The organism is Mucilaginibacter gilvus (genome assembly GCF_004054195.1).
GTDB lineage: Bacteria > Bacteroidota > Bacteroidia > Sphingobacteriales > Sphingobacteriaceae > Mucilaginibacter > Mucilaginibacter gilvus.
Genome location: NZ_SBIW01000003.1, coordinates 827,251 through 844,665, shown reverse-complemented (window position 1 = coordinate 844,665; position 17,415 = coordinate 827,251). Strand labels below are relative to the sequence as shown.

Here is a 17,415-nt window from a genome sequence, read left to right as displayed (position 1 = left end):
TACTTATTTAAGATCGTTCTTTAGAAAAAAGTTGACAAATTTATAATCGGCACAATCATATACTTCATAGCCTTCAAAACCAAACCGTTCAAACCATCCTAAATATTGATATGCAGAAAGTTCCAGGTAAACCGGTAAGCTACAGCTTTTTATCCGCTGAAGCACTTGGGTAATTAAACGCGTTCCAATTCCCCGGTTTTGATAATTTGGGTCAACCCCAATATACCAAATTAATGCCATATCTAAATTAGGGCGCATCTTCTCCATTGCCGCTAAATGGTACTGCCTGCTCTTATAATCGCTGGAAGTTATAGCGGTAAGCAATAACCTTATCCTAAGCAAACTCAGTTTTAGGCTTACACATTTTTTTTGCGGATATAAGATCAATGCACAGGCTTTATCATCATCAGATAGCCAAATATCCCCAAACTTGTAACACATCTCGAAGGAAAACTCCATCAAGGCATTAAAGTATTTAGCGCCTGTTTTATCGGCGCCAAGCAGGTAATAACGCTGTTATGCCCGTTAAAGGCTTTACCAAGTAATGCTACCACTAAAGGTTTATCATTTGCAGTTGCCTTAATCATTAGAAACTCATCATTCGAGTAACAAGGTATGTATAGCGGTAAATTATCTCATAATATAACCAGGGCAAGTTCATTTTATATTAAAAGAGCTTACCCCGTGTTATCATTTCGGCATGCGGTGCCGGTTACTTAAGGCCTTGTATAAAGCCTGCAAAAGCAACTTTTTTCTTATAGTTTTTATCAAAAAGCAACGGTACATCTGGTGTTGCAGCTGTGTTTAGCCAACTATCGGTATCTGATACACCCCAAACAGTTACCCCGTAGCGCTGCGCCGCAGGTACATTTTTAAGGTACGATTGTATCACATATTTGTACAAGTCGGCCTGTAAATTAAGCCCCGTTACGCTCGGTGTATAAGTGGCCGATTTGGACGAATTTAAAACAACGTCAAGCTCAGATATCCTTATTTTCAACCCGGTGGCTGCCAATGTTTTAAACATATAATCGATGCCTGAATGCGAAGCATTTAATCCTAAGTGCATTTGTGTGCCAATGCCATCTACCAATGCGCCTTGCTTATTAATAAAAGTAACCAAAGCCGCCATCGAATCTGTTTTAGCGTGCGACGACTCCAGGTTATAATCATTAATAAACCTTAGTGCGGCCGCGTTGGCTGCCTTTGCGTATTGGAAAGCTTTTAAGATGTAATTGCTTGCATCGTACTTGCATCCAATATACTGCCCATATAAAAACTCATTAGCTGGCGCGGTATAGTTGGTATTAGTGCGGATAGCACCGTTGTTTATAAAAGGCTCGTTCACCACATCCCAGGCTTTTACTTTACCTGTATAATGCTGCATGGTAGTAGTGATGTAACGCTTCATTTCGTTATCAATCGCAGTAGCTTTTTGCGCAGGCGTTTGTTCTATAGAACCACTGCCGCTGGCCGGGCCGGTAACCGTTACGTCGTCAATTAAATAAGTGTTGGCGCTATAACCAATATCTATTAAAACTCTTGTTTGCGCGTCCTTTGCGTTAAATGTAAAGGTGTATGGCGCATATACGGTTGTGATGTTGTAATCGCCAGAGTATTGAGCTGTGGTGCCTGTAGAGATACGCATTTTACCGCCCGTAGTAGCCGCTTTAATGTAAAACGTCATGGTGTACGATGTGCCCATGGTTGTAGCGAACAGGTCGCTTGCCAACTGCACCGAATAGGCCTGGCCATCAGCCGCTACAGTTACCTTAAGCGATCTGTCTCCGGTGCGAACTTCGCTTGCGCCTGAACCTGAGGAGAAAGAAGTCGCCCCGTTGTAAGCCGACCAATTTGTGAAAGACGAACCGCTGCCTGCTTCAAAACCGCCGTTAGCCAACACATTTGTTAATACCGGCGTAGTAGCTATTGGTGCTATCAGCGAATTTAAATAAGTAATATTTTGCTGCGAGTGCCAAACCAGCGTGTGGCCAAAAACATCCAGGCCGTTGGTTGACGCGATGTTGTACAAGGCATCGGCAGTAGTGTAGTTATAAGTACCATTGTTAGCAACAACAGAGCCTTCCTTTAGCTCGTTACCAAAAGTGATATTATTAGCATGGGTTTTCACCGTGGCTAAAAAAGCAGCGTTAGATGCCATTGGCCCATAAGTTACCGCCATACCCATATTGGTGAAACTCGACGCTGTTAAAGTTTTAAGCACTCCAACGCTATCTGCCGGCTTTACATTCCCTGTGCTGGTTAGCAGCGGAATTTCCGGCACCTCCACATTATCATAGTTTGCCTTTTTACAAGACGAACCACAGACTATCAATATCCCCGCCATAACGGCCGGCAATATTTTCGATATTTTTTTCATATTTAAATACTTTATATAAAATTAAAAACAAGCTAAAGCACCGCTACAAAAAGGGCGCTTTAGCTGATTACTGTTAAATAAAACCGATATCATCAATGTAAATGGTGCTCGGTACATTGCCGCCATAATTCTGAATAACCAGCTCTGATATAGAAGCCGGGTTACCCAAGGAGCTAAGCGGAACGGTATAGTCGGTATAGCTACCGGTAGAAAGCGTTAGTACCACAGACGAGCCGTAACTACCGTTGATAACTACCTGGATCTGTTTACCATCGGTACTTGCGCCGCCGTAAACCGAGAATTTTATAGCGGTCAGTCCTGCTTTCTTCACATCCAATGTGGCGCCGTTATAACCCACCTGGAATGCGCCATAAGCATCACTAAATGTTGTTTTAATGGCTGCTGTCCCTCTTTTTGGATGTTCGGTATTAGCCAGATCGCGTGTGCTGTTATAGCCGAAGCACGAACCCCATCCCGATGAGAAAGCATCATCATATACCAATGATTTAAAGCCGAACGTACCGGGAGATTTACTTGTACCGCCGGGGGTAGTTACATAAATATAAGACTGTACAACACCGGCAGGCACTTTTACCTGTATCTGGGTGTTGGTAGGTGTACCTACTATTTCGGCGGGTGTGGTATCAAACTTAACCGCCGATACCGAGTTGAACACCGTACCGGTGATGGTAATAATATCGCCCGCGCTTGCCGCCAATGGGGTAAAACTTGTAATAATTGGCGGTGGCTGCTGGATTGAGAACGCGAAATCGACCGCACCATGCTGTGTAACAATAGTTAAGGTATTAGTTTGCGATGGCCCAAAGGGCAGCGTGGGAGGCAATGTAAGTATGATGCTGTTATCAGTAACCAGGCCGGGGTTAAAGTAAACCGATACTCCGTTGATGGTTACAGATTTTGTAGTAAGCAAATTAGCGCCCAGTATAGCATATTGGGTATTTAATCTGCCTGCCGCAACGGTAGAATCGAAAGGATTAAGCCGTGTTTGGTCATATATACTGTTCGAATCGAGGTTGATGGGATGTATTACATCTCTTACCGTATCATTCTTACTCAGCAAACGTACGCGGGTTACCGATGGCGCGCCCGTACCGCCGTCCTGGCTTTTTTTACAGGCCGATATCCCCCAAACTGAAAGAATGGAGAGCACCAGATAAACTATTTTTAGATTTAATTTCATGATAATTATATTTAATTATTTAAAAACATAAGGAACCGGGGCCTCATTCAGCTTAGGATCGGCCGCAGTTTCTGTAGCCGGTATGGGGAATACAAAACTTGCATCGGTTATATTGGTCAGGTATCCGTTACCGTAGCGGTTAGGCGGGGTCTGACTATCCGACGTACCCTTATCCTGTTGTTTTATAATTTGCAGGGCAATAGGGTGCGATGTTTTATTATAGCCGTCCAGGCGCATCAGGTCGTAGAAGTAATCATTCTCAAACGCGAACTCCCGGCGGCGTTCGTCAAGCAGGTCATCCCGGTAAACTGTTGCCCAGTGCTCGCCTCTTTTATTGCTTCCGGCTACGTAAGTAGGGTTGGTTACAAAACCTGTACGGTCAATAACCGCTAAGTTGCCTAAGCCCGCCCTTCTGCGGATAGTATTGATGGCAGCAAGCGCTTCCGGATCGGCGCTGGTTTTAGCACCGGCCATTATCGCTTCGGCCTTTATCAAAAACAGTTCGGCATAACGCATCAGGTAAGTATTATTTGCTGAGGATTGTGCGCCGCCAGTACCGCCGTTATCTGCCGGTGTACCAACCACATATTTTTTCACCTGCGCATGTGTGCCCTGTGAGTTGGCATCGGCAGGTAATGTATATCCGCCTGCGGCCTGGTTTATCTCGGGGTATTTATCGCCCGGCAGCATATAAGTTGCTTTTCGCCTTAAATCATTGGGGTCAAATTTATCCTGCAGGTCAAAGGTTGGTGCCATTTGGCCGTAGCCATCGCCGGTACCGGTTATTTGGCTGTTGTAAGCCACAGCTGCCTGGAAAGGGTTACCACGCCCGTAGCCACCATTGCCGGCCCATTGTAAAGCCACAACCGATTCCTCGTTGTTATTATTGGCGGTAAGAAACAGATCGGCGAATGATTTGCCGGGTACATCTATACCGTATAATTTAAACTCGCCGCTGTTGATTACTTTATTCGCTTCGGCTAAAGCATTGGCATAATCCTGCATGTACAGGTAAACCTTTGCCAGTAAAGCAGATGCCGAACCGCTGGACACCTTGGCATTTGAAGGAGAAACGCCGCTTCTGGTCTTAGCATAGCAATTGGCTTCTGCAAACTTCAGGTCGTTTACAATAAATTTGTAAACATCGGTTACCTGGTGCCTCGGTACCTGATAATCGGCAACATAATCAAAGGTGTTTTCGATGATAGGTACGGCCCCAAAAACACGAACCAAATGGAAGTAGGCAAGTGCCCGCCACAAGCGTGCTTCGCCTAAGGCGTTATTCACTACCGCCCCGTCAACGGACGCTGGAACTTTGGTAGGTAAGTTATTGATGATGGCATTGGCCTGCGCAACTTCAATGTATAAGGAGTTCCAAACCGCGGAAATCTCAAAATTGGTACCGGTAACAGAAAAATCCTGAAAGTTGATGATATCGGCAGAATAGGTACGCCCGTTACCGCCGCTCATCTCTGTTATAGACCAACCGCCTTTACCCGAGTACCCAAACCAGGGAGCGCTGTATAATAGCAAAGTACTGGCATTTACCTGTTCGGCATTCTGATAAAAGTTATCTACCGTGATCTGGCTTTTTGGCGGGCGATCAAAGTACTCGTTTTTACAACTGCTGGATACTACACAAGCCACTACTGTAAACGCGGTTAAATATTTTTTATATGTTTTCATATCTAAGTTTTCTAAAGGTTAAAATGATGCATTAACACCAAACACTATCGTTCTTGGTATCGGGAACCTTCCTAAATCTACGTTGGTTAAAAATACATTCTGGTTTACCGAGCCTATTTCCGGATCGAGCCCTTTGTAAGGCGTAAACACGTACAGGTTTTGCCCGCTTGCATAAAAGCGCAATCTTTCGACCTTGATTTTTTTGGCCAGCGAAGATGGTAAAGTAAAGCCAAGCGTTACATTCTGGATCCGCAGGAACGACCCGCTCTCAATAAAGCGATCTGAGTTTAGCAAGTTGGGGTTATCGCCTGCAACCGGGCGAGGAACGTTAGATGTTGGGTTGCTTGGCGCCCAAAAACTGGCCACATAAGCTACCTGGTTTTGATACAAACTGCCTAAGCCGGCTATCTGGTAATTTAAAACGTTGAATATTTTAGCTCCGTAAGATCCGTTTAAGAAAATGGACAGATCCAGCGATTTGTAAGAGAAGTTATTGGTGATGCCGTAGGTGAATTTAGGATTTGGGTTACCCAAAAATGTTTGATCGTTGGCATCTATTTTTCCATCGTTGTTCAGATCTTCGTACTGAATATCGCCTAAGTAAGTTCCACCGCTGCCGGTTTGCATAGGGCGGCCAAATTGAATTGGCGCATTACGCAACTGCTCAGGGGTTCTGAACAGGTCTTTCACCTTGTAGCCGTAAAACTCTCCTACAGATGTACCTACCTGCGTACGTGTAACCGGTAACGCCAGGAAACTGGTAGTTACATTTTGGCTGATAAATGGCACGCCGGTATATAACGAAGCTACTTTATTAGCGTAATGGCTAAATACGATTGAGGTGTTCCATTTAAAGTTTTTACTAACAATATTCCTGCTGGTAATGGAAATATCAAAACCATTTGCTTTTAATTCGCCACCGTTAACATAAGGCGGGCTAATAACACCTGTACCAGAATACTCTGCGGTTTGGCCTACCAGGAACGCTGGCAACGCTGCCTGGAAAAGGAAATTTTTGGAGCTTTTCTTCCAAAAATCTACGCTTGCATCTATGCGGTTGTTAAATAGCGAGAAATCTAAACCAAGGTTTTTTTGGATAGCGGTTTCCCAGGTAAGGTTAGGATTGGCAATTTTGTCGATACCAAAGCCCGTGCCCTGCCCGGTTACTACAGCGTTTAAGGCAGAACCATACAGGTAGTTTGGCACAGCCTGGTTACCGGTTTGGCCATAGCCAAGTCTTATTTTAACATTATCCGCAACGCTTTTCAGGTTCTGAAAAAATGGCTCCTCTGATAAACGCCATGATGCACCGAAAGACGGGAAATACCCGGTTTGGTGGCCCTGCGCAAATTTAGATGAGCGATCAGAGCGGAAGGTAGCTGTTAAGCTGTACCTGTCGTTATACGTATAGATGGCCCTTGCAAAAGCCGATTCTAAAACATCGGTTGGGCCAATGTATTCGCCAAGGGTAGCGGTTTTAGCATCGCCGAGGCTTAGCGATTGCAGATCGTTACTTAAAAAGCTTTGTACACCAGCCGAGTTATCCTTGTAATTGATGTTGATCAATTCGTGGCCGGCGGTTGCCTGCAAATAATGCTTTTTTGCAAACGTGTGGGTGTAGGTTAAATATTCTTTCCACGTCCAATACACCGAATTGCTGTTATATTCCTGCAAAGAGGCCGTAAGGTTAACAAAGCGCGGGCCGTTATTATAAGTTGGCCTGAATAGCTTCGCAGCGCTAAAATTCAGGTCGCCGTTTCCTTCAGATCTTAAGGTAAGATCTTTTAGTATTTTAATATCGGCATACAAACCGCCGTTAAAATTATAGCGGGCCAGATTATTGGTAATGCGCAAAGCCTGTTGTACCGGGTTATTCTGGCCTCCTACCTGGTCGGCCTGTGGGCCGGCAAAGGTACCGTCGGCGTTATAAACAACCTGGTCTGGCGCGCTTAAAAGCGCGGTGTAAATAATACCGGTGTTATTACTTAACGATGTGTTTTGGAAACTATAACTGCCCGCCATGGTACCGCCAACTTTAAACCAGCTTTTAACCTGCGAGTTAATGTTAGCACGTACATTGTAGCGTTTGTAATCATTTCCTAATACAGTACCGTCCTGATTTACAAACCCGGTGGAAATGTAATAATCGGTGTTATCCTTCGCCCCCGAAAAGCTTAGCTGATGGCTTTGCTGTGCGGCGGTTTTAAAGATCTCATCCTGCCAGTTTGTGCCTTCGCCAAGCAGTTCCGGGTTAGCAAATTCACCTCTTCTGGATATGCCAATAACATCAGCCAGCGCGTTCTGTAATTTGGCATATTGCTTAAGGTTTAGCATAGGCAGTTGTGTCCCTTGCTGCTGAATGCCGTAGTAACCATCGTACCCTACCCTAAAATTCCCTGCTTTACCTTTTTTTGTAGTGATGATGATTACACCGTTAGAAGCCCTGCTACCATAAATAGCGGTTGCCGATGCATCTTTTAATACATCAATAGATTCGATATCGCTTGGGTTTAAGAACGACAGCGGGCTAACACCCGTTTCGCCATTGTTGCCCGATAATTGTTGCGACCTACCGCTTGTGGTTCTGTTATTGGCATCGCCGGATACCGGTACGCCATCAATAATATATAATGGCTCGTTAGATAATGTTAGCGATGTAATACCGCGTATGTGTACCGATGTTGCGCTACCCGGGCCGCCTGAATTTTGCGTAATTGTTACGCCCGCAGCTTTACCCTGTAGTAACTGGTCCACACTTACCTGGGGAATGTTTGCAATATCGGCTGCTTTAACAGATGATATGGCGCCGTTTACATCCTGCTTGCGCTGGGTGCCGTAGCCTATAGCTACAACGTTTACATCGTTTAAAGAGGTGGTAGAAGATTTTAAAGTAATATTAATGACTCCACGGCCATTAATACTTACTTCCTGGCGTTCCATGCCTATAAATGAAAACGTTAGCACCTTGCCTGTTGCAGGTACTGTAATGGTATAATTACCATCGATATTGGAAATGACACTTATTTGTGCATTTTTTACCGATATGGTTACTCCCGGAAGGGTTACCCCCTTTTCATCCGTTATAGTTCCTTTTACTACCGTGCTTCCATTTTGTGCCATACTGCGGGCAGCAAACAAAATGGATACAAACAGTAGTACTATTCGTAAATTTCTTCCCATAATAATTGATTATTTATTTGATAGTTCTAATTGGTTATTTAGTTGCTGGTAATTTTGGTAAAATGCCTTCGAAACACGATCTACCATCCCGTCTCGATTTTCATTAAAAATGTTCCTCCTTCCTCATTTAGCAAATTTTAATCGATTGCATAAACTGAAAAATAGATGCATGGCATTTCAGCCTCATCGATATAATATTTTTAGATTGTTGGTGTAATTGGTATACGCCACTAAAATTATGAACAATATTTTACTTTACAATCGATTGCATAAAATATTCTTTGCTCCGACTCTATTTGTAATATAATTGATACAATTGTGCGCTTGACACTTATACAGGGCCATTATCATTTCTTACATCGATTGCATTAATATGGCCCATTAAACTATATTCCTCCAGTCCCCCCACCCTATAAGAATTTATGGACTTGCGTTAATTGAGTAAGCGCACTAACCGGACGATAGCGTGTAATGTGCTATTTTATCGTTTACAGAAAGATGAAAGAGTAGCGTAGGCAGATGAGTAACCCTCACAGTAGGGTAATACAAACCAAAAAGAAGCTGAAGAGCATAATTATGCCGATAACCTTACGGGCATTTGGTTAAAAATAGCTAACAAGCCCTATTGTTAGTATACATCATATAGTAAATATTGGTAATTGATTAACGGCCTCAACTTTTCGTGTACCTACTACCTTTGCATAAATCTGAGTTGTTTTTATGAAGGTTCCCCAGTAATTTCATTACCGTGTAAATATTTACATCATGATTCAGCATCAATGTTGCATAGGTAGGGCGAGAACAATGAAATGTGACGTTTTTGTTCAAACCCGGCGAATGAACTGTTTAGCGCCGTATATTTATATGAATTGCTAATGCTGGCTTTGTATGTTGCCCAGGCATCCACACTTGCTTCATAATTTGATGCGGCAAATAAGGTTTGGCCTTTCCCGTTGGTGGGGTGTTTTGTGCTTGTTACGGGGCTCGCGTTTTGCTTTTTGCAGGAGGTATCAAAAATAGCAATGAGTGCGATAAGGATGCAAAGCTTTTTCATGTGTGTAAAATAACGTTTACCAGTTATTTTATTTCTTTAACATAAACGTTTACATCTTTAATATTGATACCTATAAAGCAATCGTCGGCACAGTTTTTTGGAACGTATCCGGCACTGGAAATGATACCGTTGTTGGTGGTTTCTAAGTAAACGTAATTATCAGTTTTGTTCACATTAAGCCATTCTCCTTTTGCTTTGGCGTAAACTTGGTTGAGCGTCAGAGCGGCAAAACCATTTTCGTGGGTGTTTAGTGCCGCGCCGCTTTCGGCCCATTTTTTTAGGGTGTCCACAACGCCGGCATTACTAGTTTGCCGTATTTGTAAAAAGTCACGCCCCACTACCTTTCCGTTCTGCACGGTTATTTTAGATTGGGAGTGATAGCCGAACACTGAACCGTAGTAGGTAACGTAACTATAAGAATTGTTGGATGATTTTTTGAAGGACAGCCAGGCCGAATAGCTTTTATCGTAATCGGTGTCTACGCCGTCTTTTTTGCAGGCTGATAAGGCAAGCGACACAACCAGGATAAGTAAGGATAGGTATCTCATTGACAGGGATTTTATAACATTACGCAGCCAAATTTATATTCGCTACAGCAAATACCAAAAATTTGCATTTATTTTGAAGGCTAACTCTCTCTATCCATGAAAGTAGAAACCATCGCCATCCACGCCGGCAATCATATCGACCCAACTTCCCGCGCGGTAGTACAACCTATTGTAACCGCCACCACTTTTGAACGCGGTGATGACGGCGGTTTTCCCGGCGGCCACATCTACAGCAGGGCTTCAAACCCTAACCGTGCCTCCCTTGAAAATGTACTGGCAAAGTTGGAAGGCGGCGAAGAAGCGGCGGCATTTTCATCGGGTAACGCGGCGGGCATGTCGGTTTTCCAATCGCTGGAGCCGGGCAACCATATTATAGCGCCGGATGATATGTACCACGGCTTGCGCAATCAATTAAAAACACTGTTCGCGGGCATCCTCGAGTTTGATTTTGTAAATGTGAACGATAGTACTGTGCTTAGATCTCATATCAAACCCAATACCAAACTCATTTGGCTCGAAACACCATCCAACCCGTTATTAAAGGTAACCGATATAAAAATGGTTGTAGCAATTGCTGCGGGGCATGATATAAAGGTAGTTTGCGATAACACCTTTGCTACGCCGCTTTGCCAGCAGCCTTTGGCTTTGGGTGCCGATATGGTGATGCATTCTACCACCAAATACTTCGGCGGGCACAGCGACTTGATGGGCGGCGCGTTAATTACTGCCAAGAAAAGCGACTGGTGGCAAAAGATTCGCAATGTACAAACCATGGGCGGTGCCATCCCTTCACCTACAGATTGCTATTACCTTACCCGCAGCATAAAAACGCTGCCTTACCGGATGCGTGGGCACGTAAAGAACGCGCAATTGCTGGCAGAGTATTTAGATAATCACGATAAAATAGAGAAAGTACTATACCCCGGCCTGCAATCGCATCCGCAATATGAAATAGCTAAGGAACAAATGACTGGTTTTGGCGCTGTGCTATCCTTTCTGCTTAAAGGCGGCGAAGATGAAGCTAAAAGAGTTGTAAATGCCCTGCAATTGTTTACCCAGGCCACGAGCCTCGGCGGGGTAGAGAGCCTGGTGGAGCATCGCGCATCTGTAGAGGGGCCGGATACCCAAACCCCGTTGAATTTACTGCGTGTATCGGTTGGGTTAGAGCATATTGATGACCTGATAGCGGATATGGCGCAGGCATTAGGTTAGTACAAGTGTTCCATTTTTTTGAGTGAAACAAAATTGATTGGTAAGAGAAGTACATATTTAAAGAACTGGAATAATAATTTATAATGCTTGCGAGTTACCAGCGTTCCGATGGAACGTTTATGAATTCCTTTCTACTTCTACCAACCAAATGCTCCGATGGAACAGGAACTTTACTAATCCATTCATAAAATATGTACCCTTATAATTTTTGAATAGGATGCTCTTGCATGCTTTATGGTGTTCTAATTTACGTGCTTCATATAGACGCATGTTGGTAGAAAAAATAAATAGTTTCGTTCGTTCCGTAGGAATGATCGTCTTTAGAATATTTCAGAATCACGAGCCATATCTTCACTCTAAGCTTCATCCAACATTATATGACAATAAAATTAAAATATTATTTGGATATTAAAATGCCATTCACCTATATTTGCCCACGTTAATCGGTAGTAATACCTTAATCAATTCCCCTCAAAAGGATTTTGGTTTATAAAGAAGCGGCGAGAGATCAGGCTCGAAAACCCGCTGGCAACCCTCCAAAATGGAGAAGGTGCCAATTCCTGTCCCGGAAAAAGTATACCCGGGGGATATAAATTTTAAGATCATGAAAAGTACAACTTACGTATTTCAACAAAACACACATCAATCCCAACCGGGACTATCTTCTGCATACAACCAAATTATTGGCTGTATTTGTATGTGTTGCTGCTGTTGATCCTGTAACACGTTCCCCCTTTTAATTTTCTGAAAGCACACGTGATACCCTAAAGGATAGCAATATCCTGTCGTAATTATACATTTTCATTCAAAACCCTTTAAATCTACAGAATATGTCAAGCTTAAAATTCGAAACCTTACAACTACACGCCGGCCAGGAAGTTGACCCAACCACGGGTGCACGCGCAGTGCCCTTATACCAAACCACCTCTTACGTTTTTAACAGTGCCGAACATGGGGCAAACCTGTTCGCCCTGAAAGAATTTGGCAATATATATACCCGCCTGATGAACCCTACTACCGATGTGTTTGAGAAACGCATTGCTGCTTTGGAAGGAGGCGTTGCGGCTTTGGCCACAGCATCTGGTCAGGCGGCTCAATTCATCGCTTTAAATAATATTTTGCAGGTGGGCGATAACTTTGTTACCTCGCCATTTTTATACGGCGGTACCTACAACCAATTTAAAGTTGCTTTTAAGCGCCTGGGCATTGATGCTCGTTTCGCTGCCGACGATACCGCCGAAGCGATAGAGAAACATATCGACGAAAAAACAAAGGCTATTTACGTGGAAACCATTGGTAACCCCGGCTTTAACATCCCCGATTTTGAAAAATTAGCGGCATTAGCCAACAAGCACGATCTGCCGCTGATTGTAGATAACACATTCGCCGCAGGCGGCTACCTGTTCCGCCCTTTACAACATGGCGCGCACGTGGTAGTAGAATCTACCACCAAATGGATCAACGGGCACGGTACCAGTATTGGCGGCGTTATTATTGACGGCGGCAATTACAACTGGGGCAATGGCAAGTACCTGCAATTTACAGAGCCGTCTGAAGGTTACCATGGTTTGGTTTTTGCCGATGTGTTCGGCGTGAACGGACCATTTGGTAATATTCAGTTTATCATCCGTGCCCGTGTAGAAGGGCTACGCGATTTCGGTCCGTCGCAATCACCGTTCAATTCATGGCTGAATATACAGGGACTGGAAACACTTTCACTCCGCGTACAACGCCATGTAGATAATGCTTTGGAACTGGCCAAATGGCTGGAGGAACATCCGCAGGTGGCTAAAGTAAATTATCCGGGGCTGGAGTCGTCTCCGCAACACAAGCTTGCCAAAAAGTATTTGAAAAATGGGTTTGGCGCGGTACTTTCATTTGAATTAAAGGGCGATAAAGTATTGGCCTCAGCAGTGATAGATAACCTTAAACTGGTGAGTCATTTAGCCAACGTAGGCGATGCCAAAACGCTGATCATTCAGCCATCGGCTACCACGCACCAGCAATTGAGCGAAGCCGAGCAGCTTTCTGCAGGCGTAACACCTACCTCGCTGCGCGTTGCGGTTGGTATTGAACATATTGATGATATTAAAGCTGACTTTGCCCAGGCATTTGCCAAAGTGGCCGAGTTGGAATTAGCATAAGGCGTTTTTTTTAGTTTTTTATAAGTGATGTTATGAGGGAGTAGTTGTTTTAGCCAACTGCTCCCGATTGACGAAAAGTAAAGAAATGAGTTTACAAAGTTTTACATACACAGGTACATTTGAACTGGAAAGCGGCAGTAAAATAAAAGAGCTGCAAATAGGCTATAATACTTATGGCACCATTAACAAAAACCGTGATAACGTAGTTTGGGTATGCCACGCGCTCACCGCAAATTCAGATGTTTTTGATTGGTGGAAAGGCTTTTTTGGCGAGAATGACCACTTTAACCCCGAAGAGCATTTTGTGATCTGTGCCAATATATTAGGTTCGCCGTATGGCACGGTTAATCCTCTTAGTATTAACTCAACCACGGGGCAGCCCTATTATCTTGCTTTCCCCGATTTTACTATCCGTGATATTGTAAAGGCGCATAAACTATTAGCCGACCATTTAGAGATAACGCATATCGAGATTCTTTTGGGTGGCTCTTTAGGTGGTCAGCAGGCTTTGGAATGGAGCATTATAGAACCGCAGCGCATCAAAAACCTGATACTGATTGCCACCAATGCCCGCCATTCACCCTGGGGAATTGCCTTCAATGAGTCGCAGCGACTGGCCATCACTGCCGACCGTACCTTTTATGCCAACTCGCCCGATGGCGGCAGCAAAGGGCTTAAAGCGGCGCGTAGTATAGCGCTCCTATCCTACCGCGGGTACAAAACCTACGATATTACACAGCAGGAAGATGATAACGCCCTTACCGATAACTTTAAAGCATCCAGCTACCAGAGTTACCAGGGGCAAAAACTTGTAAACCGATACAATGCCTATAGCTATTGGTATTTAACTAAGGCGATGGACTCGCACAATGTTGGCCGTGGCCGTGGTGGTGTTGATAAAGCGCTAAGCCTGGTAAAGGCCCGCACGCTGGTTATCGGCATCAAATCTGACGTATTGTTCCCTGTAGAGGAGCAGCAATACCTGTTCAGGCATATCCCAAAATCGGCTTTTGCCGAACTGGACTCGTTTTACGGGCACGATGGCTTTTTAATTGAAACACAAGACCTCACCAATATCATCACATCGTTTTTTAAAACTGATGTAAAAGGAAAAATTATAGAATTGCAAAAAACTGCTTAATGAGTAAGAAACTTAACATTGGCCTCTTCGGTTTTGGAGTGGTGGGCCAGGGACTATACGATATTATCCGTACCAAAAACCTCAACCTCGAAATAAAGAAAATAGCCATCAAAAACCCTGGCAAACTGCGCACATTGCCGCAGGAGCTGTTCACTACCGACCGGGATGAGATACTAAATAACTCCGAGATAAATACTGTTGTTGAACTGATAAACGATACCGAAGCTGCTTTTGAAATAGTATCGCGTGCGCTGTCGTCTGGCAAAAACGTGGTATCGGCCAGTAAGAAAATGATCGCTATTTATTTGAAGGAACTGATTGAACTTCAGGAGAAACACGGTACTTCGCTATTATACGAAGGTGCTGTTTGCGGGAGTATCCCTATCATCCGCAACCTGGAGGAGTATTATGATAACGAATTGCTGCACTCTATCAGCGGCATCTTCAATGGATCATCCAACTATATTCTATCTAAGGGTTTCTTAGAGAATATGGATTACGACAGTGCCCTTAAACAGGCGCAGGATCTGGGCTTTGCCGAAACCGACCCCATTATGGATGTTGGAGGTTACGATGCCAAATTCAAGCTTATTATAGCTGCGGCACATGCCTACGGCGTTATTGTGGAGCCAGAGAAAGTACTCAACATTGGTATTCAAAACCTGAGCGCCAACGACCTGCAATACGCCCGTGAAAAGAACCTGAAGATAAAACTGGTACCCGTTGCCAAAGAGTTGGATGCCCGTAACGTAGCAATGTTTGTACTGCCTAAATTTGTGACCGAAAGCGAATTTTTATATAATGTAGAGTACGAATACAATGGTGTAACGGTGCAAGCAGCCTTTGCTGATCAGCAATTTTTCTTTGGAAAAGGCGCTGGCGGCCACCCTACAGGTTCGGCTGTATTATCTGATATCGCCGCTCTTCGTTACGATTATGGGTATGAATATAAAAAGGCGAAAGCAATTAAAGACCTGCACTTTACAAACGACGTAGAGATAAATATCTATCTGCGCTACGAGGACGAAGCACTGGTAGAAGCCCTTGGGTTTGAGTATATAAAAGAGCGCTATTATTCAGGTAGTTACAAATTCGTTATCGGAAAAATTAACTTACAAAAACTGATAGACAATCAACAGCGTATATCTGATAACAAGGCATTCGTAGCATTTGCCGATCAGCTAACGGGGGTCAGTTTAGCCCCGGCAAAAATACATGCCGCCGAAGTTTTTTAGTAGATTCTTCAGGCACAAAAAACGGAAGGCCCTTTACGGGCCTTTTGTTTTTTGTAAAATTCACATTTAATTAACTATATATTTCGGCTTATATCCCAGTTTTCGAGGTAGTCGGCTACCTTGCGCACAAACGTGCCGCCTAATGCACCATCCACTACCCTATGATCATAAGATAAGGAAAGGAACATCATGTGCCTGATGGCTATTGCATCACCCTGTGGTGTTTCTACTACGGCAGGTTTTTTCTTAATAGCGCCCACTGCTAAAATGGCCACTTGTGGCTGGTTAATGATTGGTGTGCCCATCACGTTCCCAAACGAACCTACGTTGGTAATGGTGAACGTACCATCCTTCACATCATCGGGCAGCAACTTACCTATGCGGGCGCGGTGTGCCAGGTCGTTTACGGCTTTGGTTATGCCCAGCAGGCTTAATTCATCGGCCTTTTTAATAACCGGGACTATCAGGTTACCATTTGGCAGGGCGGTTGCCATGCTAATGTTGATATTTTTCTTCTTAATGATCTGCGTACCAACAACGGATACGTTGATCATCGGCAACGCGATGATGGCCTTAATAACCGCCTCGATGAATATGGGGGTGAAGGTTAACTTCTGCCCTTCGCGTTTTTCAAACGGTCCTTTTATTTTTTCGCGCCAGTTTACCAGTTCGGTAACATCAGCCTCAACAAAAGAGGTTACGTGCGGCGAAGTATGCTTGCTGTACACCATGTGGTCGGCTATCAGCCTGCGCATACGGTCCATTTCTATAATTTCATCTCCACCAGATACTGATGCTGCTGGTTTTGGAGCAGCTTTTGGTGCTTCAAAGGAAGCTTTTGGCGCTTCCGCTGGAGCGGCTGTAGGCCCTGTTACCGGTTCCTCGGCCGTTGCCGATGAAGGTTGTTCAACAGGTGCAGGCGGCGGAGTATAAGGCGGTGGTATGGCCGCGGTATAAGTAATAACTGGTTCTGAATGACTTACGGGTTCAGCAACAGGTTTTGTCGACACTGCTGCCGGAACAGGAGCTGCCGCAGCTTTAGCCGGTCTGTGCTGTATGTAATCTAAAAGATCGTCTTTGGTTAAGCGGCCCTCCGCGCCGGTGCCTGGTATATGATCCAGTTCATCATTGCCAATACCTTCCTGTATAGCTATGCTTTTAACCAGAGGCGAATAAAAACGGTTATCGAATTTAACGTTGCTGATTGTTGGGCTCGGCCTTTGTTCTAACTGATTTATGCCAGGGATATCCTGCACAGGAGCCGCTACTACCGGCGGTACCGGCGCAACATATTGCGGAGCGGGTGATGCAACAGGTGCGGTGTAAGCAACAGGTTGTGGAACTGTTTCGGTTACGGGTGTCGGAGTTGGCACGGGTGCTTCTGCTTTATCTGCTTCGGTTTCTATAACCGCGATAACAGTACCTACCTGTACTACGTCGTCTTCTTTGTAAAGTTGTTCTATAAGTTTACCAGCTACCGGTGAGGGGACTTCAGAATCCACCTTGTCGGTTGCAATTTCCATCACTGCCTCGTCAATCTCGATGCGATCGCCCAGACTTTTGGTCCACTTAATCACAGTTGCCTCCGCAACACTTTCCCCCATCTTCGGCAGTAACAATTGGTATTTGGCCAT

At 44.4% G+C, this 17,415-nt stretch carries 12 protein-coding genes and 1 riboswitch; of the genes, 4 read left to right on the top strand and 8 right to left on the bottom strand.

Annotated features, from left to right (window positions below):
• Positions 1-3: 3 nt before the first annotated feature.
• From EPL05_RS09590 to EPL05_RS09560, 7 genes are all read right to left on the bottom strand, one after another.
• Entirely contained in the window at positions 4-459 is a 456-nt protein-coding gene (locus EPL05_RS09590) for a GNAT family N-acetyltransferase (RefSeq protein ID WP_128533711.1), read from the bottom strand.
• A gap of 253 nt (positions 460-712) precedes the next feature.
• The gene (locus tag EPL05_RS09585; RefSeq protein ID WP_128533710.1) at positions 713-2,380 is read right to left on the bottom strand and encodes an endo-1,4-beta-xylanase; all 1,668 of its coding nucleotides are present in this window, start codon (positions 2,378-2,380) and stop codon (positions 713-715) included.
• Positions 2,381-2,453: 73 nt separating this feature from the next.
• A complete protein-coding gene (locus tag EPL05_RS09580; protein ID WP_128533709.1) occupies positions 2,454-3,581 on the bottom strand; it encodes an IPT/TIG domain-containing protein in 1,128 nt (375 codons plus the stop codon).
• Positions 3,582-3,596: 15 nt separating this feature from the next.
• The gene (locus EPL05_RS09575) at positions 3,597-5,267 is read right to left on the bottom strand and encodes a RagB/SusD family nutrient uptake outer membrane protein (RefSeq protein ID WP_128533708.1); all 1,671 of its coding nucleotides are present in this window, start codon (positions 5,265-5,267) and stop codon (positions 3,597-3,599) included.
• A gap of 18 nt (positions 5,268-5,285) precedes the next feature.
• A complete protein-coding gene (locus EPL05_RS09570; RefSeq protein ID WP_128533707.1) occupies positions 5,286-8,447 on the bottom strand; it encodes a SusC/RagA family TonB-linked outer membrane protein in 3,162 nt (1,053 codons plus the stop codon).
• Positions 8,448-9,210: 763 nt separating this feature from the next.
• Entirely contained in the window at positions 9,211-9,501 is a 291-nt protein-coding gene (locus EPL05_RS23955; RefSeq protein ID WP_166727675.1) for a hypothetical protein, read from the bottom strand.
• A 23-nt stretch (positions 9,502-9,524) separates the two neighbouring features.
• Positions 9,525-10,049 (bottom strand): hypothetical protein, encoded by a 525-nt coding sequence (locus EPL05_RS09560; protein ID WP_128533705.1) that lies wholly within the window; start codon positions 10,047-10,049, stop codon positions 9,525-9,527.
• Between the two features lie 96 nt (positions 10,050-10,145).
• On the opposite strand from EPL05_RS09560, the gene EPL05_RS09555 reads away from it, so the two are divergent.
• The 4 genes from EPL05_RS09555 (at position 10,146) to EPL05_RS09540 (ending at position 15,781) form a co-directional block, all read left to right on the top strand.
• Positions 10,146-11,261 (top strand): trans-sulfuration enzyme family protein, encoded by a 1,116-nt coding sequence (locus EPL05_RS09555; RefSeq protein ID WP_128533704.1) that lies wholly within the window; start codon positions 10,146-10,148, stop codon positions 11,259-11,261.
• Positions 11,262-11,745: 484 nt separating this feature from the next.
• Positions 11,746-11,857, top strand: a riboswitch (SAM riboswitch).
• Between the two features lie 234 nt (positions 11,858-12,091).
• Positions 12,092-13,405, top strand: a complete 1,314-nt coding sequence (locus tag EPL05_RS09550) for an O-acetylhomoserine aminocarboxypropyltransferase/cysteine synthase family protein (RefSeq protein WP_128533703.1) — start codon at positions 12,092-12,094, stop codon at positions 13,403-13,405.
• A gap of 85 nt (positions 13,406-13,490) precedes the next feature.
• Complete coding sequence (locus EPL05_RS09545) at positions 13,491-14,546, top strand: homoserine O-acetyltransferase family protein (RefSeq protein WP_128533702.1); 1,056 nt, start codon at positions 13,491-13,493, stop codon at positions 14,544-14,546.
• Positions 14,546-15,781 (top strand): homoserine dehydrogenase, encoded by a 1,236-nt coding sequence (locus EPL05_RS09540; protein WP_128533701.1) that lies wholly within the window; start codon positions 14,546-14,548, stop codon positions 15,779-15,781. Before EPL05_RS09545 ends, EPL05_RS09540 begins: the two co-directional genes overlap by 1 nt.
• Positions 15,782-15,855: 74 nt before the next feature.
• Here the strand turns inward: EPL05_RS09540 and EPL05_RS09535 are convergent, their stop codons facing one another.
• Complete coding sequence (locus tag EPL05_RS09535; protein WP_128533700.1) at positions 15,856-17,415, bottom strand: dihydrolipoamide acetyltransferase family protein; 1,560 nt, start codon at positions 17,413-17,415, stop codon at positions 15,856-15,858.